The sequence below is a fragment of the Spirosoma migulaei genome (assembly GCF_054776855.1).
In genome coordinates this window covers 356,370-381,717 of sequence record NZ_BAAHBG010000005.1, presented here as the reverse complement: position 1 = coordinate 381,717, position 25,348 = coordinate 356,370, and the positions used below count along the sequence as shown (strand labels likewise).

The following is a 25,348-nucleotide window of genomic DNA, read 5'->3' as shown; positions in this document are numbered from 1 at the left end:
ACACGTTTCGGCGGAATCAGGCGTTTTTCAGTTCCTTAACCCATTTTACCCCCTTCCGGGCGGTTTCGACCGATGGCATTCGGCCTTCATACATCAATTCCCGAATGGCAATGATATCCTGATCCCGTTTGAGGCCAGCCGCTGCTTTGATCTGCCCATCCTGAACATAGAGCGCTAAAAACGAGTCGTCTTTCTCGGGATCACCATCATGTATGATATCGTCAATTTTGGTAGCGTGACCCACATAATTAATGCGCTTACCCTGCTGATTACTCCAGAAGAACGGGACATCCTGATACGGTTCGTCTTTTCCCGCCATTATTAAACCGGCTGTATGGCCCTGCTGGCCAGCTACTTTCCAGTGTTCAATCCGCTGAAAACCATCGGTAACAGGATAATGAGCAATGTCGCCAGCTGCGTATAATCCATCGATAACATTTAGGTAGGCATCTGTTTTAACACCGCCATCTTTCTCAAGCGGAACGCCTTTCAGAAAATCGGTGCGCGGTTTAACACCCAGACCCATCAGCACAAAATCGGCAGGAATCCGTTCCCCATTGTCGAGAACAACGGCGCTAACGGTACTTTCTCCTTCTACATGATCAACCTTTCGGCCGAGGTGAAACCGAATGCCCTCTTTCTCATGCCATCCTTGTATAACACGCCCAATTGTTTCGCCCAAAATTTTCTCAAAAGGCGTCTTTTCCAGACCAATTACATCTACTTCGCTTCCTAGTTTGCGTAAACTCATAGCACCTTCCAACCCAATAAATGAGCTTCCAACAATAACCACACGTTTGCCCTGCTTGCCCAGTTCCCGCAAGGTCTGGCTATCGTGCAAACTTCGTAGCGAATAAATTCCGTTGAGATTAAGATCTAAACCTGGCAGCGCATTCGGCTTACCTCCCGAACAAATTAGTGCTTTATCATAAGTAATCGCTTCACCAGAAGCCAGTTCGATTCGCTTTGAAGCTGGATCGAGCGACGTTACGTGCTGACCCGTACGTACTTCGATACCATAATCCTGATAAAACTCATCGGAACGAAGCGGCATCCATTCATCGGGGGCCTTGCCTTGCAGATAATCTTTGGAACAGTTGGGGCGATCATAGGGGACTTCACCGCTTTCGGTTAGCATCACAATTTTACCCGTGAAGCCGCCTTCGCGCATGCCTTCAGCCGCGAAAGCACCGGCTCCCCCACTGCCAACAATAACGTATTTTTCGGTAGTAGCGTCGTCAGGTGCCGATAGTGGATTTTCCAAACTTTCCTTCTCAGTCGTCAAGCGTACAAAGACCTGATCATTTTCAATGCGTACCTCGTGCGTTGGCAAGCCATTGAGCGCAGGAGCTTCCAGTCGATGCCCATTGCGGATGTCAAAACAGGCATTATGCCAGGGACAAACGAGCCGATGCCCATTGAGCAAGCCTTTTACCAAAGGCCCCTGATAATGCGAACATTTAGGAAATAGCGCATAGTATTGACCATCAGCACGGGCCAGCAATACGTCGGTATCGCCCACGCGGACTTCTTTCAATTCGCCATCGACAAGATCATCGACATGGCAAACAGGGGCTTCGGTGTAGTCAGCTATCATGAGTGGTTGAGTTGTGTATTATACAACCACAAAGCCGATGAAATTGATTTAAATCAACAAAAAAGCCGAAGCATTCTAATGCTTCGGCGTCAAAATCAAATTAATCGAAGAAAACCAGTATAGGCTAGATTCTATTTCGACGTAGCCATCACCATTTTAATATTCAATTTGGCACCGGTTTGGAGTACATCTACTAAATCCTGAACGGTTAAAGTTTTATCGAAACGGACAACAACGGTCGGTTCAGCAATACCGGCCATAATCGTTTTCAGTTCCGTTTCCAGATTGGCCGGATCAACTGGCTTTTTATCGATAAAGTATTGTTTCTTGTCGTCAACCGATAGCGTTACCTGTTTCTTACTCAGTTGTTGTGAGGCAGATGCTTTAGGCAACATCAACTTAATAACGTTCGGATTGGCAACCGTCGAGATAATCAGGAAGAACAACAACAGGAAAAACATGATGTCGTTCAGCGAGGACGTCGCGACTTCGGCAGCAAACTTTTGTTTTCGACGGAGTTTCATAGTAGGCAATGAATAATGAATAATGAATAATGGATAAAGTACTGTTGCTCAAATCCATTATTCATTATTCATTGTACATTAATCATTTACGGCTACCGCATCCGGGCGGGTTCGGTAGTTGGTTTTTGGAGAACTTCGATAAATTCAAAGGCATTCACTTCGAGCGAAAGCGTAAATCGCTCGATCATCATGTTCAATAAGTGATAGCCTGTATAGGCAATAACACCCACAATAAGACCGGCACCCGACGTAATCATTTTCTCGTACAATCCACCAGCGATGATTCCAACGCTAATATTATCGGATAGAGAGATATCGTAGAAAATACGGATGATACCGGAAATAGTCCCGATAAATCCCATCATCGGGGCAATACCAGCAATAATTCCTAAATAGCCCATGTTGCGTTCCAGGCGTGACAATTCAATTTGGCCAACGGTTTCGACCGTGCTTTCGATTTCCCGAATCGGCGACCCAATCCGACCAATAGCTTTTTCGAACACGCGTCCCATAGACGTCCGCTGGTTCTTGGCGAATGATTCGGCCGATTTGATATTGCCCTGCGCGATCATATCACGGATGTTATCGATGAAATTGGCGTCGGACTTGGTTTGAGAACGAATAACGAAATACCGCTCAAAAATCAGGTAAAGCGCGGCAAAGAACAAAAACGCAATGGGTATCATAACCCAGCCGCCTTTGGCTACCAAATCAAATAGTTGCAACGATTGGGGTTGGGCAGCCGTAGTGGCCGACAGCGATGCGGCCGTAGTATCAACAGCCGGAACCTGGAGCAAGAGCATACGAACGAGTCGGGTAAGTGAGTGAGGTTAGACCTGCGGTAGTTACTGGAACAAACGCGTGGCTTTCCCCAGATATTGTTTCAAAGATAACGAAGCCTTGGTTATGATAAAGAGAAAGTTAGGTAATGCCTACATAACTTAGATCAAAACTCAGGATTTACAGCACTGTTTAGAAACCATCAGGGTTTTACCAAAATCTTTCCCCACCGGCCATGACGATCGGCATGTTCGACGGCTTCAGTGATTTGGTCGAGTGAATAGGATGCTTCAACAGGCAATTGAATGGCTCCGGACGCCAGCAAACTGATCACATTCTGAGCAACATCCTGCCGGGTATGGCTATCTACCCGTCGCATCCAGTCCGTCAGCCAAAATCCTCTGACGGTCAACTCTCTGAATATAAGCAAGCCTGCATTAATGGTAGGATCCTGCATGCTCAATACGCCATAAATAAGCATCGTTCCTCCTTTGCTAAGGCATTTCAGCGCTTCGCTGGCGGTGTCCCCGCCCACAGAATCCAGTACACAGGCAACACCCGCACCCGCGGTGATTTGTTTGACGCGGGCCGACAGATTTTCGGTTTCCACATTGACGACTTCAGTCAAACCCAGGGCTTTCAATTCCTCATTAAGGTCATCACGACGAACCGTTCCGATGGTATTGATACCTCGCATTTTACAGAGTTGAATCACCATTTTCCCAAATGCCGAACCAGCCGCCGTCAGCATCAGCCAACCACCTTCCGGCACTTTTGCATCCTGCACCATAGCATAAGCTGTGAATGGGTTCACAAATAACTGAGCCGCAATGTCGTCCGGCATGGCATCAGGCACGGGAATCAAACTACGCTGGTGAGCAATTGCATATTCCGACCAGGTGCCGATGCTCGTAAAACTCACCCGTATACCGGTTCTCATCTGAACGCCTTCGCCCAGTGCATCTACAATCCCTACGCCCTCGAATCCTGCACCAGATGGCAACTGCGGCCGAATACCGTACAGGTTTTGCACGAACATGATGTCGGACGGATTAATGGGCGCTGCAATCACTTTCACCCGAACTTCATTGGGACCGGGTTCAGGTAACGGGATATCAGTTGATTTGAGAATATCAGAAGGTTTGCCAGTTTTTTCAAAAATGATGCTTTTCATGACGTATAAGCGTACCGCTAAACGGGTAAAAGTGAGAAATCTTGACCTGCTGTTTGGAATGCGTCCAAAAATATCACTTAATTCGCACAAACTATTCCTAAACCTTGAATTCAGTCGTTAGCCAGCAGTCATAAGTCAATCGTCAGTAGATAGTTTCAATTGCTGATTTGATCAATGGCTGCCGACTAACGACTATTTATTTCTCATGCAAACCTCTCCTTTTCTTGGTGAATTAATTGGTACAATGGTGCTCATTTTGCTGGGCGATGGTGTTGTAGCCAATGTGGTTTTGAAACAGACCAAAGGCGAATCGTCGGGATGGATTGTTATTACGGCTGGATGGGCTTTTGCCGTTACGATGGGTGTATTCGTTTCTAAAGCTTTTGGTAGTACCGATGCTCATTTGAATCCTGCGGTTACAGTGGCCTTCGCCGTAGCCACCAACGATTATAGCCATATAGTACCCTACATTACGGCGCAACTGATTGGCGCGTTTCTGGGTGCTACCTTAGTCTGGCTACAATACCTCCCTCACTGGGCCGCTACCCCCGATCCGGCTTCCAAACTGGCCTGTTTTGCTACAGGTCCAGCCATTCGTAATACAGGTGCCAATTTGCTGAGCGAATCGCTGGCTACATTGGTACTTATACTGGGGCTGGCGGGTATATCGTCTAAAAATCTTGGCGAATTAGCGATTGGCGTTGGCCCATATTTAGTCGGTATTTTAGTCTGGAGTATTGGCCTTTCGCTTGGTGGTACGACGGGTTATGCCATGAGCCCTGCCCGCGATTTTAGTCCTCGTCTGGCCCATGCCCTGCTACCCATTCCCGGCAAAGGTTCATCCGATTGGGGTTACGCCTGGATACCCGTAGTGGGGCCACTAGTTGGCGCGGTTGTAGGTGGGGTGTTGATTCGGTGGTTTGCGTTGTAAACGAATGAAAAATGGATAGTGTACAATGAATAATGAGTGATAGGCTATTCTCATTATTCATTGTACACTATCCATTTTTCATTCCTTCTAACTTCCAAACAAATTCGTGTCCAGAAACGCATTACGGAATTTCCCCTGCGGATCGTATTCTTTCATTAATTGCTTGAACTCCGGCAATTTTTCGTAGCGCGACTGTAATTGTTTGGGAGCCAACGTAAACAACTTCCCCCAATGTGGCCGGGGGTTAAATGGAGCCAATTCTTTTTCGATCATCGGCAGCACCTTTTTAACCGAAGCCCAATCCTGTTTCCAGGTAAAGTGAATGGCCAGGCTCGGCTGTTTATAGCAGGGGCTCATCCAGAAATTGTCGGCGTCGATAGTCCGTAGTTCGGTAATCATCAGATGTGGGCTGATGTGAGCGTTCAGCTTCTCAACCGCCAGAATAGCCTCAACGGCATTCTTGCGCGGCACAAAATATTCGGATTGCAACTCCTTACCACTACTGGGTGTGAAGCCCATGCGGAAGTGGGGTAAACGTTCATACCAGGGGCCAGGCACACCCATTTGTTCTGTACAATTCACTGCTGAGAGTTCGGCAATAGGGTGCAGGTTTTTCGTAGCGCGTTTGGCACCGTAAAACTCTGCGGTTCCGCGTTCGGACTTGGCATCGAATGTCTTTCCTTTTTCGATCCGGCTTTTTATCCAAACCTCATTGATGCGTTTCTTTTGCCAATCGGTGAACAGACTTACGCTGTACCCGCTCGATACAATGGCCTCGAAATGCTGCTGAAGTTGCGCTAGTGGCAGATTTTCATAGACATCCTGCCGCATCATAAACGTTGGCTGAATATCGAGCGTAACTTTTGTAACAACACCCAGAGCGCCCAAATGAACAACAGCCGCCCGAAACGTTTCGCCATCTTTGGCTCGTGACAAGGTGCGCACCTCTCCTTTAGCTGTAACAATTTCCATGGCGGCAACGGCCGTCGACAGATTACCATTTTTCACACCCGAGCCATGAGTTGCCGTAGCGCAGGCACCTGCAATGGAAATATGGGGTAATGAAGCCAGATTATGTAAAGCGAAGCCTTTTTTATCGAGATAAGGAGCCAATTGGCCATATTTCATACTGGCATCTACCGTTACTGTATGGGCTTTGGTATCCAGCGAGATAACATCGTCCATTTCGCCCAGCGAAATGAGATTATTGGTGCTATCGGCAATGCCGTTAAAGCAATGGCGCGTGCCAAGTACCTTTAGTTTACTGTATTTTTTAACAAGTTCCTGAACCTGCGGAATCGACTTGGCTTTATATAGTTTATCGGTACTATACTGGTAATTACCCGCCCAGTTTTTGAGCTTATCGTCTGCTGCCCAATTCGTTAGTGGTGCTAGTATAGGGGTTGCCATTAATGCGGAGGATAATTTCAGAAAGGTTCTTTTTTTCATTGGTATAGGGTTTTTCGCTAAACTAATTGGATAATTTGACAATATTACGGTCTTAAACGAATATCCCTAAACACCTTATGCCTACCTACGTAGCCGCCATTGACCAGGGAACCACCAGTACTCGCTGCATCGTATTCGACAGACAGGGGCAGATTGTCTCGGTGGCCCAGAAAGAACATAAACAAATTTACCCACAACCGGGCTGGGTCGAGCATGATCCGGAAGAAATCTGGCGCAATACGCTCGAAGTTGTTGCCTTAGCTCGTATCAAAGGAAAACTTTCCGTGCAGGACATTGCGGCTGTTGGCATTACTAACCAACGCGAAACAACCGTAGTCTGGAACCGAAAAACCGGCAAACCCTACTACAATGCCATCGTCTGGCAAGATATGCGAACGGCAGATTTAGTCACCCAATTTTCGGCGGGCCAAGCCGGGCAGGACCGTTTTCGCCACAAAACCGGTTTGCCACTGGCTACTTATTTCAGTGGTCTGAAACTTAAGTGGCTATTAGATAACGTACCGGGACTACGGGAAGAAGCCGAACGGGGCGATGCACTCTTCGGCAACATGGATACGTTTGTGGTCTGGAATCTGACGGGTGGTCCGCATGGTGGTTTACATCTTACCGATGTTACAAACGCCAGCCGGACCCAATTAATGAACCTCCGTACCCTCAACTGGGATGATGATTTACTGACTGATTTCACGGTTCCCCGTGCTATGCTGCCCCAGATTCGGCCAAGCAGCGAAGTATATGGAACGGTTACCTCCGAAGTATTACCTGGCGTACCCATTGCCGGTATTTTGGGCGATCAGCAGGCAGCTTTGGTGGGTCAAACCTGCTTTGAGGCAGGGCAAGCCAAAAACACCTATGGTACGGGCTGCTTCCTGCTCATGAACACAGGCACCGAACTGCGTGAGTCAACCTATGGCTTGCTCACAACGGTGGCTTACCAGTTTCAAAACGAACCTGTTCAGTATGCACTTGAAGGTAGCGTTGCGATTACAGGTGCCCTGGTTCAGTGGCTTCGCGACAATTTGGGTATTATTAAGAAAAGCACTGATATCGAAACGCTCGCCCGCTCCGTAGAAGACAATGGGGGAGCCTATTTTGTACCCGCTTTTTCGGGGCTATACGCACCCCACTGGAAGGCTGACGCACGGGGAGTCATTGCCGGTTTAACCCGCTTTGTGAACAAGGGTCACTTAGCAAGGGCTGTCCTGGAAGCAACTGCTTATCAGACCGTCGATGTAGTACGAGCTATGGAACAGGATGCAAACGTATCGTTAAAATCCCTTCGGGTAGATGGCGGTATGGTTGTTAACTCACTCCTGATGCAGTTTCAGGCCGATGTGCTGAATGGACCCGTTGTATGCCCGCGCATGACCGAAACAACAGCCCTTGGCGCAGCCTACGCAGCCGGACTTGCGGTAGGCTATTGGCAGAACCTAGACGATCTACGTCAGAACTGGGGCATTGCCCGCACCTATGAGTCGAACATGGACGATACCCAGCGAAAAAAGCTTATGCGCGGTTGGCAAAAAGCCATTGAGCGATCGTTTGGCTGGGAAGAGTAGAGGGATCGGGGCCGCCCGTGTGGTATGGTATAGGATATACAATATATGTCTCTGAGATACATCATATATCCTATACCATACATCTTCATACATGCTTTTCCTCCGGCTTCAACTCTTCAGCCAGTACCAAACGTGTCTGGGGCAGGCCCAGTGGATATTCATCACGAATAAACGCAATTAATTGTTCGCGCATATGGCAACGTAAATCAAAAGCCGATGGCGCATCCTGGGCCGATACAAGGATACGTAGCTGAATACAGGTGGGCGTTGTGTCCGTCACTTGTACCGCAAAGCTGTCGCCCGTCCAGAGAGGATCGGCTTCGGCCAGTTTGCGCGCCTTTTCCCGAACCTTGTCAACAGGCACGTTATAATCCAGGTACAGAAAAATTGACCCAATGATAGAAGCATCGGAGCGCGTCCAGTTCTCGAAAGGCGTTTCAACAAAGTACGTGATGGGCAGGATAAGTCGACGGCGATCCCAGAGCCGAACAATTACACTCGTAAGGTTGATTTCTTCGATGCGTCCCCACTCCTTTTCAACAACTACCGCATCATCTAACCGAATCTGCTGGTTAAAGGCTATTTGAATACCGGCCAGCAGATTCGCTAATGTTTTCTGGGCGGCAAATCCAATAACAACAGATACAACACCTGCCGAAGTCAGCACGCTTAATCCCACTTTCCGACTTCCCTGGAATGAAATCAGCATCAACGATGTCCCTAGAACAACAACAAGAATAGCGGTCAATCGACGCACAAAACGAACCTGTGTAACAAATTTTCGTTGCGAGAGATTAACATCTTTTGTTGTGTCGTACTCATGAATAAGCCTTTGCTCGCCGACTTTAAGCAATTGAACGACTAACCAGGTAGTAGCAATCAGGAAGAGAATTTCGGCCGTTTTGTTGGCAACGGGATGCCGACGCAGAAACCGTTCTGATTGCATATTGGTTGCCAACAGGAAAAACAGAGAAGGCACGAACACCCAGAACGCCCAGCGTGCATAGATCTTGAGAAAAGCCAGCGTCCGAAATGGCCGACGACGTACGATAAACCGAATGATTTGTGTCACGACGAAATCAACTGCCAAGCCTAGTATTACGGCTATTATAAGCAATATCCACCCCGACAAGTCACGATTGGGAATATAACCAAACCAACGAACCACGGCTCGTATCCATATATCCAGTTGTTGCTGCATTGACAATTTATGCTAATTCTACTGCCAGACCCAAATCGGTTGAAAGCTACTATCTGGCGATTGACCAATCAAGATTGTTCCATTCTTTTCAACCCAGGCGTGAGCCTCAAACGTATGGCTTTTCTGAACGCCTACAATAAGCTCAACATCTTTTTCCGTTCTCAGAAAATAAGTTAGTGCCAATGCCTGCGGTAAGCAAACTGCGGATAAGGTACCGCTTACTTTTTGAATAGCCCAGACTCTTCGCTCAATTAGCTGGTCTACAGTATTGTTGTATTTCTTTGCCGCAGTTACTTTACTGTATACCGTCCTAAATTGCTGAAATGAAAGAAATTTCAACCCTATCCGAATTAGGACCACAACTGTAAATGTTTGTGTGATCAGCCGTTGGTCTGCAATGGGTAAGCGGGCAAACTCATTAAACCGTTTCCACCAATTTTTCATAAATCAAGTCGGTCTATAGTTTACCGGCCTTTTGCACAGGTACGTTCATCTGTATAAAGAAGAAGCAAACTTCTTGTCTTTCAAGCGCTCGAATAAGGTGTGGGATATCTGTACCAGCTATTGTTTATAGCTTACCAAATGTAAGAATTTATTGGTATTAGGTTTTCCTTCACAAATCGCCAGCTACAGAACTGCCTGTGTTATAACCGAGTATGATCCTATCATTATTTGAAAACAAATACAAACAAAATTTTATTAATCCACTAAAAATCAATATATTAAAGAGATATACTTTTTCAATAAGGAAGGCCGATTATCTTGATCAGCAAGTAAAATCACTAAAAAATGCTAATAGTGGCTAATACATGTAATTAGCATATGTGTTTCTTTAACAACATAATTGTTTGCATTAATACATAATGTCAACCACTAATTTAATTTTTCCAAGTAAATATTTAACTTTCTTATGAACATAAATAAATAACATACAAAACGCATCTTCATAAACGATTGTAGTTTTAATTTATAGGCTAAATAAACATTAATACACTTCAAACTTTAGAATTTGTCTTTCTCTGACCCGTTTTAATTATGTTTAAACAACTACTCTTCGTTCTGGCTTTTCTTCTGGTAACGAACACGTTACTGGCACAGGTATCACTTACGGGTACATCGTACACCGAAACATTTGATGGCCTCGGCTCAAGCCTTCCCTCTAGCTGGTCTATTTACACAGGTGCGACTAGTACAACACTAGGAAATACAGCGACTTACGTTTCTGCTACAACAGCATGGACGTCAACAACTGGTAACTTCAGAAATGTAGCATCAGGAGATTTAGGTGCTGGTTCAACTAACACACAGCAAAATGCATCAACAGACAGAGCTATAGCTATTAGGCAGACAGGTTCATTAGGTGACCCTGGTGCAGCCTTTGGTGTTAAACTCGCCAATACTACTGGCTTACAAGACTTTAAACTTTCCTTAAAACTCCAATCGCTTGATCCTTCATCTGCAAGAACAACTATCTGGGCTGTTCAGTATGGACTAGGTGATTCGCCGACTAGCTTTACTACGGCAGCCACGCAAGCCATTGGCGGTTCTACCTTTTCTAACAATACGATAAACTACGAATTTGGTTTTGCCCTGGACAATATTGGCCAGGCTGTTTGGATACGGGTTGTTGCCTTAACAGCCAGTACGGGTAGTGGTAACCGACCTACTACAGGTCTCGACGATTTTTCACTATCCTACTCTCCACTAAATAATGATCCAAGAATCGCCGTTTCGGCCGTATCTCTACCAGGTATGACCTATACAGCCGGTGAAACCCCTACTTCCAGCACTACCTTTACGGTTGCAGGTAAAAATCTTTCACCCGCAACTCCCGTAGTTGTTTCCCCTTCTGCAAACTTTGAAGTTTCGACAAGCAGTAGTTCAGGATTTACAGCAAGTCCGCTTTCATTAACGCCGGCAGGTGATGGTTCCGTAAATCAACCTATCTATACCCGTTTAGCCGCTGGTCTCGCTGCCGGTCCTTATTCGGGTACGATTACCGTAAACACTACAGAAGTAGCCAGTTCAAAGTCAGTTACAGTAAGTGGAACAGTTTACCCTGCCGGAGCCACTGGTCCTTGCGGTATTTCTAACCCAATTAGTACAATTCGTTCTGCTACGGATGGAGTAGTCTTTAAAGCGACAGGTCGGGTTACCTCTATTCTGACGACAAACATTTATATTCAGGATGCAACAGGTGGTATTTTGTTATATACTGGAACAGGTACAACGATCGAGATTCCAGAGCTGAGTGTTGGCGACGAAATACAGGTAGCAGGCGAATTAGCTACCTATCAAACAGACAAAGAGTTGAAAAACTTCACAGGCTGTTTCGTTAAAACTTCTGCGGCTAATGAAATACCTACATCAACAACTGTATCAACTGCTACCCTTTGCAACCACAAAGGAGAGCTGGTCACGTTACCAAGTGTGAGCATTGTAACACCTGCCGGTACTACTCTTTCTGGAAATACTACGTACACTCTAAGCGATGGCACACAATTGCGCATCCAGAATGGAACAGATTTAGTAGGTGCAACCCGCCCATCTGGCGCTGTAGATATTACGGGTGTCGTGAGCCAGTTCAATAACGTCTGTCAGATACTGCCCCGTTCAACCGCCGATGTGCCTGGTGCAACAGCAAATACAGCCTCCTGCCCAGAGGTAGGAACAGGCGGTACAGCAGTCTCCCTGGATAACACCTTAGATATTGTCTGGTGGAACGTAGAATGGCTTGGCAATACAGGTTTCGGCCCTACCAACGAAGTTCAGCAGCAGGCTAATGTTCAACAACAACTGCAGGCAATGAATCAGGATATTTATTGTCTTGAAGAAATTACAGACCTATCCAAATTGGATGCCATTGTTGCAACGTTAAATACGAATACAGGAAAATCGTATACCTACACATGCGGTGCAAATCCATCCCGTACACCAGCTATTTATTATTCACACTGGTTCGATATTCCAGAAGTACCTAGCGACCCTACCACTTATGCCCAGAAAGTATGCTTTGTATATAACACAGCTATCGTGACTAACGTATCGGCGAGCCAGATTCTGGATTTCCCTGCTTCGTTAAGCGCCAGCGCCTGGGCGTCGAATCGGTTTCCTTTATTAATGAGCTGCGATGTTACGATCAACGGGATTAAGAAACCCCTAAAACTTGTGGGTCTCCATGCCAAGTCGGGATCAGATGCCTCGTCATACAGCCGTCGTATAGCCGACTTCAACTCGCTCAAAAGCTACCTTGATACTACATACCCAACCGATAACGTGTTGATTATGGGCGACTATAATGACGATGTAGATCAGTCAATTTATATAGATGCAACAACCAGCACTACCAATATTACCTCCTTCAGTGCGTTGTCAACGTCTCCCGATTATACTGTGATTACCAGGCAGCTCAGTAACTGTAATATTTCCAGCACAGCTTCTTACCCAGACATTATAGACCACCTAACGATCTCGAATGAAATTAGCACGAATGGAGCCTTCCCGGCTAGTGGGATACAGTATGTACAGAATTCGGTGAAGGCAATTCGGCCAATTACAGGTGGTACTACTACATCTGACCACTTCCCGGTAACGGCCAGGTTCCTGTTTGCGGCTACGGACTTAACGCCTACGATTGATCTACCTCAAGCTAGCTTTAGCGAGAATGCCACAAACAACTTTGTAGCGACTATAGCCGAAGTTGGTGGCGTGTTTTCTTCTACGGGAAACACAACAATTACGATCTCAGTACCCGCAGGCTACACAATTGGTTATGATAATACGCTCACCAGTATCAATGTCACCGATGGAACAGCTAATCCTGTTGCGGTAGATAATACCAAATGGAGTGTTACCAATAATGCATCTGACATTCAGCTAACGCTAGCCATTGCGGCCGGACAATCTATTGCGGCCAATGGAAAATCTGTACTAGGCTTTAGCGTGACTCGTACCAGTGCTAATACAGGCAGTGCATCAAACATTATACTTAATATATCGGATGATGCCTCGCAAACGTATGATGGCAACCTATTAAATAATGTTTACTCCCGAATTATTAGCGGTTTATAAGTAAGCATTTACCCATTAAAGAACTGAACCGATCATCTTGAAGATGGTCGGTTCAGTTCTTTAATGGGTAACTAGTTTTACACTTACGCAGCTATAGTGGGATCAACTATATGGGTTTTGTCAGATGGGAGCCCCAGCCCGAAATGTTTTCAAATTCACATAGCTGCTATCTTTCTCTTCTCGCTATGACATGCTACGCAATCTAGGCGAAAGGAGTCCGTCAGCTAAAGTAATCCGGTTAGGTTTTTGAAAATCACGGTTTTGCGTCATATTCTCTGCATACCCTTGTTTTTCAGACTCATACCACCTATATTTGCACTCCCGTTTCAGGACGGGCCTATATTTATTATAGGTAAGCATTTAAAAATCAAACAATTAGTCTCCATAACAGTGAATACGCTCAGTTACAAAACCATCTCTGCCAACAAAGAAACGGTGCAGAAGGATTGGATTGTGGTTGACGCTCAGGGCGAAGTGCTCGGTCGGCTGGCCAGCAATATCGCACGCCTGATTCGCGGCAAACACAAAACCAACTTCACTCCACACGTTGACTGCGGAGATAACGTGATTGTCATCAACGCCGATAAGGTGCGCCTGACAGGTGCTAAGATGACCGACAAAATTTACGTTCGCCACACGGGCTATCCCGGCGGTCAACGGTTCGCAACGCCCCGGTTGTTGCTCGAAAAACATCCCGAGCGCATCATCGAGCATGCTGTAAAAGGTATGTTACCGAAAAATCGGCTTGGTCGTCGGTTGTACACCAACCTGTACGTTTACGCTGGTGGTCAACACCCGCACGAGGCTCAGCAACCAACAGCAGTTAAATTCTAAGTCATAATGGATCGTATTAATACCATTGGCCGCCGTAAAACTGCCATCTCCCGCATCTATATGTCGGCGGGCAGCGGAGCCATCTCGGTAAACGGAAAAGATTACAAACAATATTTCCCTACCGAAGTCCTGCAAATCATTCTGAACCAGCCGTTTGCAACTGTTAACGGTGTTGGTGGCTACGACGTAAAAGTGAACGTTCGTGGTGGTGGTGTGGCTGGCCAGGCCGAAGCTACCCGTATGGCTATTGCCCGTGCGCTGGTTGAGCTAAACGCTGAGTTCCGTCCTGCCCTGAAAAAAGAAGGGTTCCTAACACGGGATTCGCGTATGGTTGAACGGAAAAAGCCAGGTCGTAAGAAAGCCCGTCGCCGGTTCCAGTTCTCGAAACGTTAATAGTCAATGTGTAATGCTCAATGAAGAATGGATAATGAACGTGTTCTCATTGTACATTTTACATTAACCATTATTCATTCAATTTCAAGTCCAGACTGCCCTTAGATGATGCCGACGGGCGGTGCTGCGTATTTTTTCTAACAATCATTTTTCATTCCGAAAATGGCACAAATCGAATATAAAGACCTCTTAGACGCTGGTGTGCATTTTGGCCACTTAACGCGCAAGTGGGATCCCCGGATGGCCCCGTACATCTTCATGGAGAAGAACGGCATCCACATTATTGATCTTAATAAAACAGTAGCTGCGCTCGAAGAAGCCTGCAATTCCATAAAAGGTATTGTACGTTCGGGCCGGAAAGTGATGTTTGTGGCTACGAAAAAACAGGCTCAGGAGATTGTTTCGGAAGAAGCACGTCGACTGAAAATGCCTTACGTTACAGATCGCTGGCAGGGCGGTATGTTAACGAACTTCGCCACAATCCGTAAGTCGCTGAAGAAAATGCAAACGCTGGATAAAATGCTGAAAGACGAGGAGACCGTCAAGAGTATTGCCAAGCGTGAGCGTTTGACCCGCACCCGCGATAAAGAGAAACTGGAACGTGTATTGGGCGGTATTGCCGATCTTACCCGGTTGCCAGCGGCTCTGTTTGTGGTTGACGTAAAGCGCGAACACATTGCTGTTGCCGAAGCACACCGTCTGGGGATTCCCGTATTTGCCATGTGTGATACGAACTCAAACCCAGAAGATGTGGACTTCGCAATCCCGGCTAACGATGACGCTTATAAGTCGATTGCGCTGATTACGCTTGCCATTGGTAAAGCCATTGAAGAAGGCCTAATGGAGCGTAAGCAGGATAAAGACGATCAGCGTGTTCAGGAAGAGGAAGAAGCTAAACGCACTGAAGACCTTGCTCAGGCTCGTGCCGAAGGCGCTACACAGCCTGAAGCAGAAGCTGCACCAGCCGCTGTTGCTGAAGATGAGCAGGAAGCATAATATATAGTTTATAGTTTGCAGTTCGAGGCTTATAGGTTTACCAAGCTTCAATTGTAATCCTGGAACTGCAAACTATAAACTAAACGATAGCCCGTAGCAGCCGCTATGGGCTATTCCATTTCCGTATACAATAATCTAATTACCAACTAATTTTTGGCAATTTAAATTAACAACCACCTTTTATTATGGCAATTACTGCTGCTGATGTAAATAAGCTTCGGCAAGAGACCGGAGCCGGTATGATGGACTGCAAAAAAGCCCTTACCGAAGCCGATGGCGATTTTGAAAAAGCAAAGGAAATCCTGCGCAAACAGGGACAGAAAATAGCCGACAAACGGGCTGATAACGCAACGGCCGAAGGTATTGTGTTAGCACACGTTAGCCCAGATGGCAAAACAGGTAAAGTAATTGCGCTAGCCTGCGAAACAGAGCCTGTGTCAAAAGTAGCCGATTTTCAGAATCTGGCAATGGCTATTATGAGTAATGCCGTTTCAACCGATGCTGCCGACAAAACAGCATTGTTAGCTATTCCTCAGGCAGATGGTCGCTCACTACAAGATCATATTACTGATCTGATGGGGAAAATCGGGGAAAAAGTCGACGTGGCATCCTACGAAACCGTATCGGCTGATAAAGTTGTTTCTTATATTCACTCGAATGGTAAACTTGGCGTATTAGTTGGTCTTACCAACACTAACGGTAACGATGTTACTGAAGTTGGTAAAGACATTGCCATGCAGATTGCCGCGATGAAACCTGTTGCGTTAGACAAAGATGGCGTTGACGCTACTATTGTAGAACGTGAAATTGAAATTGGTAAAGAGCAAGCCCGTCAGGAAGGCAAACCTGAAGCCATGCTCGAACGAATTGCAATGGGTAAACTTAACAAGTTCTATAAAGAAAACACATTGCTCAATCAGGAGTTCGTAAAAGACAATTCGGTAACCATTGCGCAATTACTAGAAAAAACCAGCAAAGGACTAACAGTATCGGTCTTCAAGCGGGTAGCAATCGGCTAGTCGATTTCAACACACTGATCATTGATCATAAAAAATGCCCGGCTACTCAGTCGGGTATTTTTATTTCAAGCAACGATAAAAAATATACGTAAATTAATTAACTGATAATCACACATATAGAGGTAATATATTACTAATTGTGTAAGCCTTGCAGAATTTAGTTTAAATGAATAGTTGAGTTATTTATTTCTTTCGTTCATGATAAATATGTGGCAATTAAGTCAATTTATGCTGAATGGTCACCGCTTTGGCTGAGCTTTTGCTTTAATTTATATGTGACCATTTTTTTTTCTATTATTGGCCTTATAGGACAGTTACTTTTACTAAACTTTCAGGTCTTAACAGCCACTACCACCTAGAATGGAGCACTATTCAGACGAAGAGTTGGTTCGGCACTATGTCGAAACGCAACGGAACGTCTATTTTGAACGATTATATGAACGCTACTGTGATAAAGTTTACAGGAAATGTTTGTCATTTACCAAAGATCCAGTTAGGGCAGAAGACCTAACGCACGACATCTTCCTGAAACTGGTTGTTAAGCTTAGCGGATTTAGAGAACAGTCTAAATTTTCAACCTGGTTATATTCAATCACATACAATTACTGCACCGATCAGCTCCGGTCGCACAACCTGCGCCGGGAGGTCTATATGGACGATGGTTGGGAGCGATTAGATGTGGGTGCTGACGATGGATTAGCCGAACTGGCTGAGATGGAAGCGCAACAACTTGAGCGCGCCCTCCATCAACTCCCCCCCGATGAACAATCGATGCTCTTGATGAAGTATCAGGATGATATTAGTATTCGAGATATTGCCAATATAAACGGATTGACTGAGAGCGCAGTAAAAATGCGCCTTAAACGATCACGTGATAAGCTACGCAAACACTATCTCGAAGGTGCCATATTCTGGCTATTACTGGCAATCAAAATGGTGTTGTCTATCCGCTGGCCTTTTCGTTAATCAAATGCTATGGAAAATACGAATCCCTTTAAACAACTTGAGTCTGACGCGGTCTGCCCTCCCAATCTAAAAACAGAACTCGTTTCAGAAATAGATTTAATTCGGAATGCAATAACGATCGTCGATCTCTACATCGGCGACTTGTTGGATTTGGCATCCGCTCTGATGAACCCACCTTACGTAACCTCTGATAACACAAATCCTGCCACATGAAAGAGCTTCCAGAATTGACTGAAGTTTTACGGAATACATTTCAAACCCTAATTGACCAATTTGTTGAGTTTGTTCCTCGCCTATTAGGGGCAATGGTCATTATGTTAATCGGGATTGGCTTTGCCCGGCTCGTCGCCCTTATTGTACTACGAGTGCTTGGTAGAGTAGGGTTTGACAAAATCGGTAATCGCCTGAATGAAATTAGCATTATCAAACAACTGAAGACAGAAATTAAACTAAGCGAAATTATTGCAAAAGTCCTTTACTACTTTATCCTGCTGGTTTTCATTAAGGCTGCCACTGAAAAATTAGGGGTGGCTGCTATCACCGAGATGGTGGCCTCGTTGATCAACTTTATTCCCAAACTGATTGCAGCCGCTATTATGTTACAAGTTGGTGTTCTACTGGCCGATACGTTACGAGGAGCAGTAGTCAGTGTGTGTCAGTCGTTTAATATAGCTTCGGGCAGACTACTCAGCATGATTGTATTTGTTTTCTTTCTGATCATTACCATTATTAGTGCACTGGGGCAAGCTGGTATCAACACAGAACTCCTTGAATCAAGCTTTAACCTCATTATAGGTGGTGTAATCTTCGCATTTGCCATTGGTTATGGAATTGCCTCCCGCGATTTAATGGCCAATATTCTATCCTCATTTTACACGAAAAATAAGTATAAAGAAGGCCAGACTATTCAAGTTGATGACGCAAAAGGTGAAATAATAAAAGTAGATAATATTTCTCTTACACTCCGCACCGGCGCAACGACAACAGTAGTGCCACTTCAAACTTTACAAATGAAAAAAGTGGAAGTATTTGATACTCCTCCAACGGCTGCCGTATAAAAAGAGAGTTACCAACGTCCACCTGCTTCGTCTGACTGTCAACTAAATTTCACGCATTCTATGAAGACAAGTGCTCTTTTTATACTTATGAGTTGGTCTTTCTTAAGCCAGGCACTGGCTCAGGACTCACCTAAATTTGTTCCTTCCGATTCAGTACGAGTTACCAAAAATTTTAAAGACACAATTTCAGTAAAGCCAGATACCTCCTATTGGCAACGATCCTTCAGTGGTGGGGTCAACTTCAATCAGGCCTCGTTCAGTAATTGGTCAGGGGGAGGGGTTAATTCGCTTGCAATTGGTGGTGTAATAGCAGCCCGTGCCCTCTACGAAAAAGGAAAAACTTCCTGGGATAACACCGCTGATTTGCAACTAGGCTATCTTACCCAGTTAGGTAATACCCGAAAAGCTGCGGATCAGATTATTTTGATCTCTGTGATAGGGCACCAGATTGCACCCAAATGGGATTTGTTTGTCTCGGGTACGTTCAATACATTTTTTGCGCCTGGTTATCGCTACGATAAACTTCCAGCAGATCAAACCCGTTTGCGTATATCTAACTTTTTTGCCCCTGCTCAACTTACACTATCTATGGGGATTGCCTATAAGCCCAATGACTGGTTTTCGCTTCGAATGAGCCCAATAGCCCCTCGTTTTACCTTCTTAGCCGATCAAAGTGTTCGAGTGCGGGAACAGGCAGATGGTACATTTGTACCCGATGCTACACAAAAAGCCTTTGGTGTTGACCCCGGAAAAAGCAGTCGTATGGAATGGCTGGCGTTTCAGTTGCAGGCTGCCTTAAATCGTAATCTAACGGAGAACATATCGATTAATGCCCGTTATCAGCTGTTCACCCAGTATGCTCAATTAGATAATATTAACCACCGGCTTGATCTTATTATGACAGCCAAAGCAAGCCGTTATCTGAGTACCACTTTCGGTCTAATTTTGCTGTACAATAAAGATTTTAGCTCTTCGCTACAGATTCAGCAAACACTGGCTATCGGATTATCCTATAACATCAGTTCATTTAAAAAGAAGAAAGACCCAATAAAGGCCACCGACCCACTTCCTGGTAGGTTTTGATTTGCGATAAACATTTTCTACTTTGATTTAATCGTTTGCTTAACTAGTGTTTCTAACCTAAAAAATTAGCCTTTATGTTTAGTGAATTTAAAACTTTTATCGCTCAGGGTAACGTACTTGACCTGGCCGTTGGCGTCATTATTGGTGCTGCCTTTGGCAAAATCACTACATCCCTTGTTGAAGACATCATTAACCCCATTTTGGGTTTAGTTCTCGGTGGCGTTGATTTCAGTCAGTTAAAAATTGTACTGAAAGAAGCAGTGGGCACAACTCCCGAAGTTGCTATTCGATACGGCAACTTCCTGAATACATTCATTCAATTCCTGATCATCGCCTGGGTTGTTTTCCTCATAGTGAAAGCAGCCAACCGAGCCCGTTTCTCAAATTCAATGGCATCTAAAGAGTAACCCTTTTTTAGAAAATTTGATTGAAAAGCCCTGACCAATAGTCGGGGCTTCTTCATTTATGCGTTATTTTGCTGATAGTACAGATTTACTATGTCAGTCCAAAAAATAGTCATTCTTGGCGGAGGTGAAAGTGGTGTGGGGGCTGCTTTACTGGCAAAAGCCAAAGGCTTTGATGTTTTTCTATCCGATAAAGGAGTTCTCAAAGAGAGCTACCGCAAAACCCTCCAGGCAGCTAATATACCATTTGAGGAAGGTCAGCACACAGAGGAGCGAATTTTAGACGCAACCGAAGTGATTAAAAGCCCTGGCATTCCAGAGAAAGTGCCCCTGGTGCAAAAACTTCGGACTCAGAATATACCTGTTATTTCTGAAATTGAATTTGCCGCTCGCTACACTAGGGCCAAACTTATTGGTATAACAGGCAGTAATGGCAAAACTACAACAACCTTATTAACGTATCATCTCCTCAAAACAGCGGGGCTCAATGTGGGCCTGGCAGGCAATATCGGTGATAGCTTTGCAGAACAGGTCATCACAGATACATTTGACTATTTTGTGCTGGAATTGAGTAGTTTCCAATTAGACGATATGTATGATACGCATCTCGATGTAATGGTTCTGCTTAATATTACGCCCGATCACCTTGATCGTTACGGATATGATTTTCAGAATTACGTAGCGTCTAAATTCAGAATTTTACAAAACGCCACTCCTACCGACGACTTTATCTATTTTGCCGAAAGTCAGCCAATTCTGGATGAACTAGCCAAACGGAATCCGATTGTTCGTCAGTTGCCAATATCTTTGGAAAAAGTCGTTTCGCCGGGAGGTTATTTAGCCGATGATCAGTTATTGGCCGCTAATAAGGATCATTCATTTACAATTTCACAAACAGATACTCCTCTTCGTGGCCCGCATAACGCGATCAACATGTTGGCGGCTATACTAGCAGCCCAGTCCGTCGGTGTAGCAAACGAGGCTATTGCAAATGGACTAAAAACCTTTCAGAATGCGGCCCACCGTCTTGAGCCTGCAGGAACGGTCAACCATATCCAGTTCATCAACGACTCGAAAGCGACCAATGTCGACTCTGTTTTTTATGCTCTATCGAGTATGGATGCGCCAACAATCTGGATAGCAGGTGGTCAGGACAAAGGCAACGATTACAGCCAATTGGATAAATTAGTAGATCAAAAAGTAAAAGCGCTGATTTGCCTTGGCATTGATAATCATAAATTAGTGGAGTATTTTGGCGAGAAAGTACCGACGATTTACGAAACGCAATCAATTACCGATGCCGTAACGAAAGGGCTTGAACTGGCGGAACCGGGGGATATTGTCCTGCTTTCGCCAGCTTGTGCCAGTTTTGACTTATTCAAAAATTACGAAGACCGTGGCAATCAGTTCAAAGCCGCCGTTAAAAACCTAATGATGAATGCTTAAGGTAAAAGCATTCATCATTCATCATTAAAAAAACATGGCCCTCCGAGAATGGATTCGTACGCATCTTAAAGGCGACCGCCAAATCTGGTGGATTGTTCTTTATCTATCAATTATGAGCGTGCTGGTTGTTTATAGCGCAACGGGTACTAAAGCGTTTCGTGAGCTGGATGGAAATACAGAAGTCTTTCTACTAAAACACGGCTCTCTTCTTCTTATTGGATTAGCCTGTACGTATTTCGCGCATAAGATTAACTATGTCTACTACGCCCGGTTGTCGAAATATGGGCTTTGGTTATCTGTTCCTCTCCTATTATGGGCCTTTTTCAAAGGTTCGACCCTGAATGACGCGTCGCGCTGGGTAACGATTCCTATTATTAACCAGACGTTTCAACCATCGGATTTAGCCAAACTGGCCCTTATTTCCAATTTGGCAGCGATGCTGGCCAAGCGGCAACGCTTCATGAATGACCCAACGGTGTTATTCAATCTTATTCTCTGGATTGGCCTTATCTGTTCGCTAATTATACTCTCAAATACATCAACGGCTCTTTTGTTGGGCGCAACCTGTTTTCTACTAATGTACATTGGTCGGGTTCCAGTGCGCTATTTAGGCTATATGATTGCAGTATGTGTGGTGTTTGGAGGGATCGGTTTAGCAGCAGGGCAGCGATTGGGAACGGCGGTTAATCGGGTCAAAAGTTTTTCAAATTCCGACACCATCGTTTACCAGGTCGAGCAGTCGTACATCGCACTGGCAAACGGCGGTTTAACTGGTCAGGGACCCGGCAACAGCCATCAACGCAACACATTGCCCAACCCATTCTCTGATTTTATTTACGCTATTATCGTAGAAGAGTATGGGTTGATATTAGGGGGTATACCCGTCGTATTAGCTTACCTATGGTTTTTGTGGCGAGGCATGAAAACACTTCAGAAAGCAACTCGCCCTTTTGGTGGACTACTCTCAGCCGGATTAACCTTTAGTATTGTTTTTCAGGCCTTTGCCAGCATTTGTGTAGCCATTGGCTTGGCTCCTGTAACAGGACAGCCGCTACCGTTATTAAGTATGGGGGGTACATCCCTCATATTCACCGGCTTAGCGATTGGCATTGTTCTAAGTGTCAGTCGCGATGAAGCCGACGAAAGTAAAATTTAATGTTCATGGTTTACGGTATTCAGTTTATGGTGGGCTGACGCATCTAGTTGCTTTCGTCCCAGTTCACCATAAACCGAATACCGTAAACCATAAACCACAAACCGAATGAAAGTTATCATCAGCGGGGGCGGAACCGGCGGTCATATTTATCCAGCAATTGCTATTGCCAACGAGCTGAAGGCAATCGATCCGACAACGAAGATTTTGTTCGTTGGAGCTGAAGGTAAAATGGAAATGGAGAAAGTGCCCCGTGCAGGTTATGAAATTGTAGGCTTACCTATCGTTGGCATTAAGCGGGAACTAACACTGGCAAACCTGGGCTTTCCGCTAAAATTAGGCCGGAGTTTACTTCGGGCCCGGCAGATCGTTAGTGATTTTCAGCCCGATGTTGCTGTGGGCGTAGGCGGTTACGCCAGCGGGCCTCTTTTACTGGCAGCATCACTAAAAGGAATTCCTACACTGATCCAGGAACAAAATTCGTATGCCGGACTTACAAATAAAGTACTCGCCCGATGGGCAAAGCGCATTTGTGTAGCTTACCCCGGCATGGACGCATTTTTTCCAGTTGATAAGATCAAACTAACGGGAAATCCGGTTCGGAGCGATATCCAGTTTGCCGATCAACAAGTGGCGGCTGGTCAGAAATTATTCGACCTGGAAGCAACTCGGCCAACACTGTTAATTATTGGCGGGAGCCAGGGAGCCCGAACAGTAAATGAGAGTATAGAGGCTGGGTTAGCCCGCTTTGTCGATGCAGGTATTCAGGTAATTTGGCAAACAGGTCCCGCCTTCATTGAACGGGCGCGGACAGCCGTAGCTACGCTTGCTTCGCCATTAATTAAACCTTACGACTTTATCTACGATATGGACAAAGCATATGCAGTTGCCGATGCCGTCGTATCCCGAGCGGGAGCGCTGTCCGTATCTGAATTATGTCTGGTTGGTCGCCCGGCTATTCTGGTACCATTTCCAGCAGCCGCAGAAGATCACCAAACAAAAAACGCCATGAGCCTGGTAGAGCATAATGCAGCCCTACTTGTCAATGACCGAAGTGCACGCGAGGAACTTGTCACCGCAGCATTAACTTTGCTAAACAATCCAGTTCAACGACAACAACTGAGTATAGAAATAAGATCTTTGGCCAAACCTAATGCCGCTCGCGACATTGCCAACGAAGTAATTAAATTAACAAAATAAGGAGAACGGAGGAGAGGGATTAAAATCTCCCCTTTTACCTTCTCCTCTGTTCCCCCTTTCTTCCCCAACAAATGACATTAGATCAATTCAAATACATTTATTTCCTCGGCATTGGTGGCATCGGTATGAGCGCTTTGGCCCGTTGGTTTCGGGTTAATGGCTACACCGTTGCCGGCTATGACAAAACGCCTACTGCTTTGACCGATGCTCTGCAAGCAGAAGGTATGACGATTCATTTCACCGAAGATGTTGATCAAATACCTGCTGCCTTTCGGGAAAATCCTGCCGAAACCTTAGTCATATATACCCCTGCCGTTCCTAAAACGCACGCCGAATATAGTTACGTTATAGAAAAAGGGTTTACACTCCAAAAGCGGTCACAGGTTCTGGGCTTATTAGCTGGTCAGATGACAACAGTTGGGGTTGCTGGAACACACGGAAAAACCACTACGTCATCAATGGTTGCCCATATTCTGCGCGATGCAGGTGTAAACTGCGCAGCTTTTCTGGGTGGCATTACCAATAATTACGGTACTAACTTCCTGCTCAATGAACCCGCCGATGACCTTCGCTCCGTAGTTTGTGTGGTCGAAGCCGATGAATTTGACCGATCATTTCTGACGTTATTTCCAACCTATGCCATCGTAACCTCTACGGATGCCGATCATTTGGACATTTATGGGGCACATGATGCTGTCCTTGAATCATTTAGCAAATTCGTAAGCCAGATTGAAACCGATGGCGTTTTGTTCATGAAGCAAGGTTTATCACTTGCAGACAAAACAAAAGCAGAGGTTAGACAGTATTCTCTGAAAGATGGCGACTATTACAGCCAGAACCTGCGAATTGAACAGGCTACGTTTGTATTCGACCTGGTCCATCCGAAAGGAGCTATTGCCGATATCCAACTGATGGTTCCCGGATTTCATAATGTCGAAAATGCTGTTGCCGCAGGAGCTGTAGCGCTGGAAGTAGGCGTATCGCCCGAGGCTATTCGATCGGCGCTGACAACCTACCGGGGAGTTCGTCGGCGATTTGAGTATATTCTTAAAACCGATGAAGCTGTATTGATCGACGACTACGCACACCATCCTGCTGAAGTACAGGCCTTTTTGTCGTCGGTGAAAGCGCTGTATCCTGACCGAGAATTGACGGCGATCTTTCAACCACACTTATTCAGTCGTACACGTGATTTTGCGGAGGGCTTTGCCGAAAGTCTATCACTGGCAGACAATGTAATTTTGCTTGATATTTACCCCGCTCGCGAACTGCCGATGGAAGGAGTCACCTCAGAGCTGATTTTTCGGAGCGTACACTCGAAAAGCAAACAAAAATGCACCAAAGACGAATTGCCCGACGTTGTGCGAAAAATGAAGCCTTCATTGCTTGTCACCATCGGTGCGGGTGATATTGACCAATTGCTACCAACATTAAAATCTATCGTAACCTACCAATAGATAAAATAACTGAAAAACAATTCATCTTATTT

23 protein-coding genes are annotated in these 25,348 nt (G+C 45.4%); 16 read left to right on the top strand and 7 right to left on the bottom strand.

Annotation, left to right across the window (positions count from 1 at the left end; all coding sequences use genetic code 11):
• Positions 1–16 precede the first annotated feature (16 nt).
• The 4 genes from ACYVGO_RS07175 to ACYVGO_RS07160 form a co-directional block, all read right to left on the bottom strand.
• Positions 17–1,597, bottom strand: a complete 1,581-nt coding sequence (locus tag ACYVGO_RS07175; protein ID WP_460968607.1) for an FAD-dependent oxidoreductase — start codon at positions 1,595–1,597, stop codon at positions 17–19.
• Positions 1,598–1,728: 131 nt separating this feature from the next.
• Entirely contained in the window at positions 1,729–2,121 is a 393-nt protein-coding gene (locus ACYVGO_RS07170) for an ExbD/TolR family protein (RefSeq protein ID WP_142775917.1), read from the bottom strand.
• Positions 2,122–2,213: 92 nt separating this feature from the next.
• Positions 2,214–2,924: a MotA/TolQ/ExbB proton channel family protein gene (locus ACYVGO_RS07165; RefSeq protein WP_142775918.1), complete on the bottom strand. Its 711-nt coding sequence runs from the start codon at positions 2,922–2,924 to the stop codon at positions 2,214–2,216.
• Between the two features lie 179 nt (positions 2,925–3,103).
• On the bottom strand, positions 3,104–4,075 hold the full coding sequence (locus ACYVGO_RS07160; protein ID WP_460968605.1) for a zinc-dependent alcohol dehydrogenase family protein: 972 nt from the start codon (positions 4,073–4,075) through the stop codon (positions 3,104–3,106).
• Between the two features lie 205 nt (positions 4,076–4,280).
• Between ACYVGO_RS07160 and ACYVGO_RS07155 the strand changes: the two genes are divergently transcribed.
• On the top strand, positions 4,281–5,006 hold the full coding sequence (locus ACYVGO_RS07155) for an MIP/aquaporin family protein (protein WP_460968603.1): 726 nt from the start codon (positions 4,281–4,283) through the stop codon (positions 5,004–5,006).
• An 87-nt stretch (positions 5,007–5,093) separates the two neighbouring features.
• Here the strand turns inward: ACYVGO_RS07155 and ACYVGO_RS07150 are convergent, their stop codons facing one another.
• On the bottom strand, positions 5,094–6,455 hold the full coding sequence (locus ACYVGO_RS07150; RefSeq protein ID WP_460968601.1) for a D-arabinono-1,4-lactone oxidase: 1,362 nt from the start codon (positions 6,453–6,455) through the stop codon (positions 5,094–5,096).
• A 77-nt stretch (positions 6,456–6,532) separates the two neighbouring features.
• Here ACYVGO_RS07150 and glpK point away from each other — a divergent pair, with 77 nt between their 5' ends.
• A complete protein-coding gene (gene glpK, locus ACYVGO_RS07145; protein ID WP_142775922.1) occupies positions 6,533–8,035 on the top strand; it encodes a glycerol kinase GlpK in 1,503 nt (500 codons plus the stop codon).
• Positions 8,036–8,120: 85 nt separating this feature from the next.
• Here the strand turns inward: glpK and ACYVGO_RS07140 are convergent, their stop codons facing one another.
• Together ACYVGO_RS07140 and ACYVGO_RS07135 are read right to left on the bottom strand one after the other, a co-directional pair.
• Positions 8,121–9,236: a mechanosensitive ion channel family protein gene (locus ACYVGO_RS07140; protein WP_142775923.1), complete on the bottom strand. Its 1,116-nt coding sequence runs from the start codon at positions 9,234–9,236 to the stop codon at positions 8,121–8,123.
• Between the two features lie 18 nt (positions 9,237–9,254).
• A complete protein-coding gene (locus ACYVGO_RS07135; protein WP_142775924.1) occupies positions 9,255–9,680 on the bottom strand; it encodes a lasso peptide biosynthesis B2 protein in 426 nt (141 codons plus the stop codon).
• Positions 9,681–10,271: 591 nt separating this feature from the next.
• Between ACYVGO_RS07135 and ACYVGO_RS07130 the strand changes: the two genes are divergently transcribed.
• From ACYVGO_RS07130 to murC, 14 genes are all read left to right on the top strand, one after another.
• A complete protein-coding gene (locus ACYVGO_RS07130) occupies positions 10,272–13,307 on the top strand; it encodes a DUF5689 domain-containing protein (protein WP_460968598.1) in 3,036 nt (1,011 codons plus the stop codon).
• 390 nt (positions 13,308–13,697) lie between these two features.
• On the top strand, positions 13,698–14,141 hold the full coding sequence (rplM, locus tag ACYVGO_RS07125) for a 50S ribosomal protein L13 (RefSeq protein ID WP_142775926.1): 444 nt from the start codon (positions 13,698–13,700) through the stop codon (positions 14,139–14,141).
• Between the two features lie 6 nt (positions 14,142–14,147).
• Positions 14,148–14,534 (top strand): 30S ribosomal protein S9, encoded by a 387-nt coding sequence (gene rpsI, locus ACYVGO_RS07120; protein ID WP_093825819.1) that lies wholly within the window; start codon positions 14,148–14,150, stop codon positions 14,532–14,534.
• 162 nt (positions 14,535–14,696) lie between these two features.
• A complete protein-coding gene (rpsB, locus tag ACYVGO_RS07115) occupies positions 14,697–15,530 on the top strand; it encodes a 30S ribosomal protein S2 (protein ID WP_142775927.1) in 834 nt (277 codons plus the stop codon).
• A 185-nt stretch (positions 15,531–15,715) separates the two neighbouring features.
• The gene (gene tsf / locus ACYVGO_RS07110; RefSeq protein WP_142775928.1) at positions 15,716–16,549 is read left to right on the top strand and encodes a translation elongation factor Ts; all 834 of its coding nucleotides are present in this window, start codon (positions 15,716–15,718) and stop codon (positions 16,547–16,549) included.
• Between the two features lie 360 nt (positions 16,550–16,909).
• A complete protein-coding gene (locus ACYVGO_RS07105) occupies positions 16,910–17,515 on the top strand; it encodes an RNA polymerase sigma factor (RefSeq protein WP_460968595.1) in 606 nt (201 codons plus the stop codon).
• A 9-nt stretch (positions 17,516–17,524) separates the two neighbouring features.
• On the top strand, positions 17,525–17,728 hold the full coding sequence (locus ACYVGO_RS07100; protein ID WP_460968593.1) for a hypothetical protein: 204 nt from the start codon (positions 17,525–17,527) through the stop codon (positions 17,726–17,728).
• Positions 17,725–18,573, top strand: coding sequence for a mechanosensitive ion channel family protein (locus ACYVGO_RS07095; protein WP_142775931.1), 849 nt, complete (start codon positions 17,725–17,727; stop codon positions 18,571–18,573). The genes ACYVGO_RS07100 and ACYVGO_RS07095 overlap by 4 nt, the downstream gene beginning before the upstream one ends.
• Positions 18,574–18,660: 87 nt before the next feature.
• Positions 18,661–19,656, top strand: coding sequence for a DUF3078 domain-containing protein (locus tag ACYVGO_RS07090; protein ID WP_460968591.1), 996 nt, complete (start codon positions 18,661–18,663; stop codon positions 19,654–19,656).
• Positions 19,657–19,730: 74 nt separating this feature from the next.
• Complete coding sequence (mscL, locus tag ACYVGO_RS07085) at positions 19,731–20,063, top strand: large-conductance mechanosensitive channel protein MscL (protein ID WP_142775933.1); 333 nt, start codon at positions 19,731–19,733, stop codon at positions 20,061–20,063.
• Positions 20,064–20,153: 90 nt separating this feature from the next.
• Positions 20,154–21,506 carry a UDP-N-acetylmuramoyl-L-alanine--D-glutamate ligase gene (gene murD / locus ACYVGO_RS07080; protein ID WP_460968589.1) on the top strand — a complete coding sequence of 451 codons (1,353 nt, stop codon included), beginning with the start codon at positions 20,154–20,156 and terminating at the stop codon, positions 21,504–21,506.
• Between the two features lie 34 nt (positions 21,507–21,540).
• Positions 21,541–22,662 (top strand): FtsW/RodA/SpoVE family cell cycle protein, encoded by a 1,122-nt coding sequence (locus ACYVGO_RS07075; RefSeq protein WP_142775935.1) that lies wholly within the window; start codon positions 21,541–21,543, stop codon positions 22,660–22,662.
• A gap of 105 nt (positions 22,663–22,767) precedes the next feature.
• Entirely contained in the window at positions 22,768–23,859 is a 1,092-nt protein-coding gene (gene murG, locus ACYVGO_RS07070) for an undecaprenyldiphospho-muramoylpentapeptide beta-N-acetylglucosaminyltransferase (RefSeq protein ID WP_460968587.1), read from the top strand.
• A 71-nt stretch (positions 23,860–23,930) separates the two neighbouring features.
• Positions 23,931–25,316 carry a UDP-N-acetylmuramate--L-alanine ligase gene (gene murC / locus ACYVGO_RS07065; protein WP_460968585.1) on the top strand — a complete coding sequence of 462 codons (1,386 nt, stop codon included), beginning with the start codon at positions 23,931–23,933 and terminating at the stop codon, positions 25,314–25,316.
• Positions 25,317–25,348 lie beyond the last annotated feature (32 nt).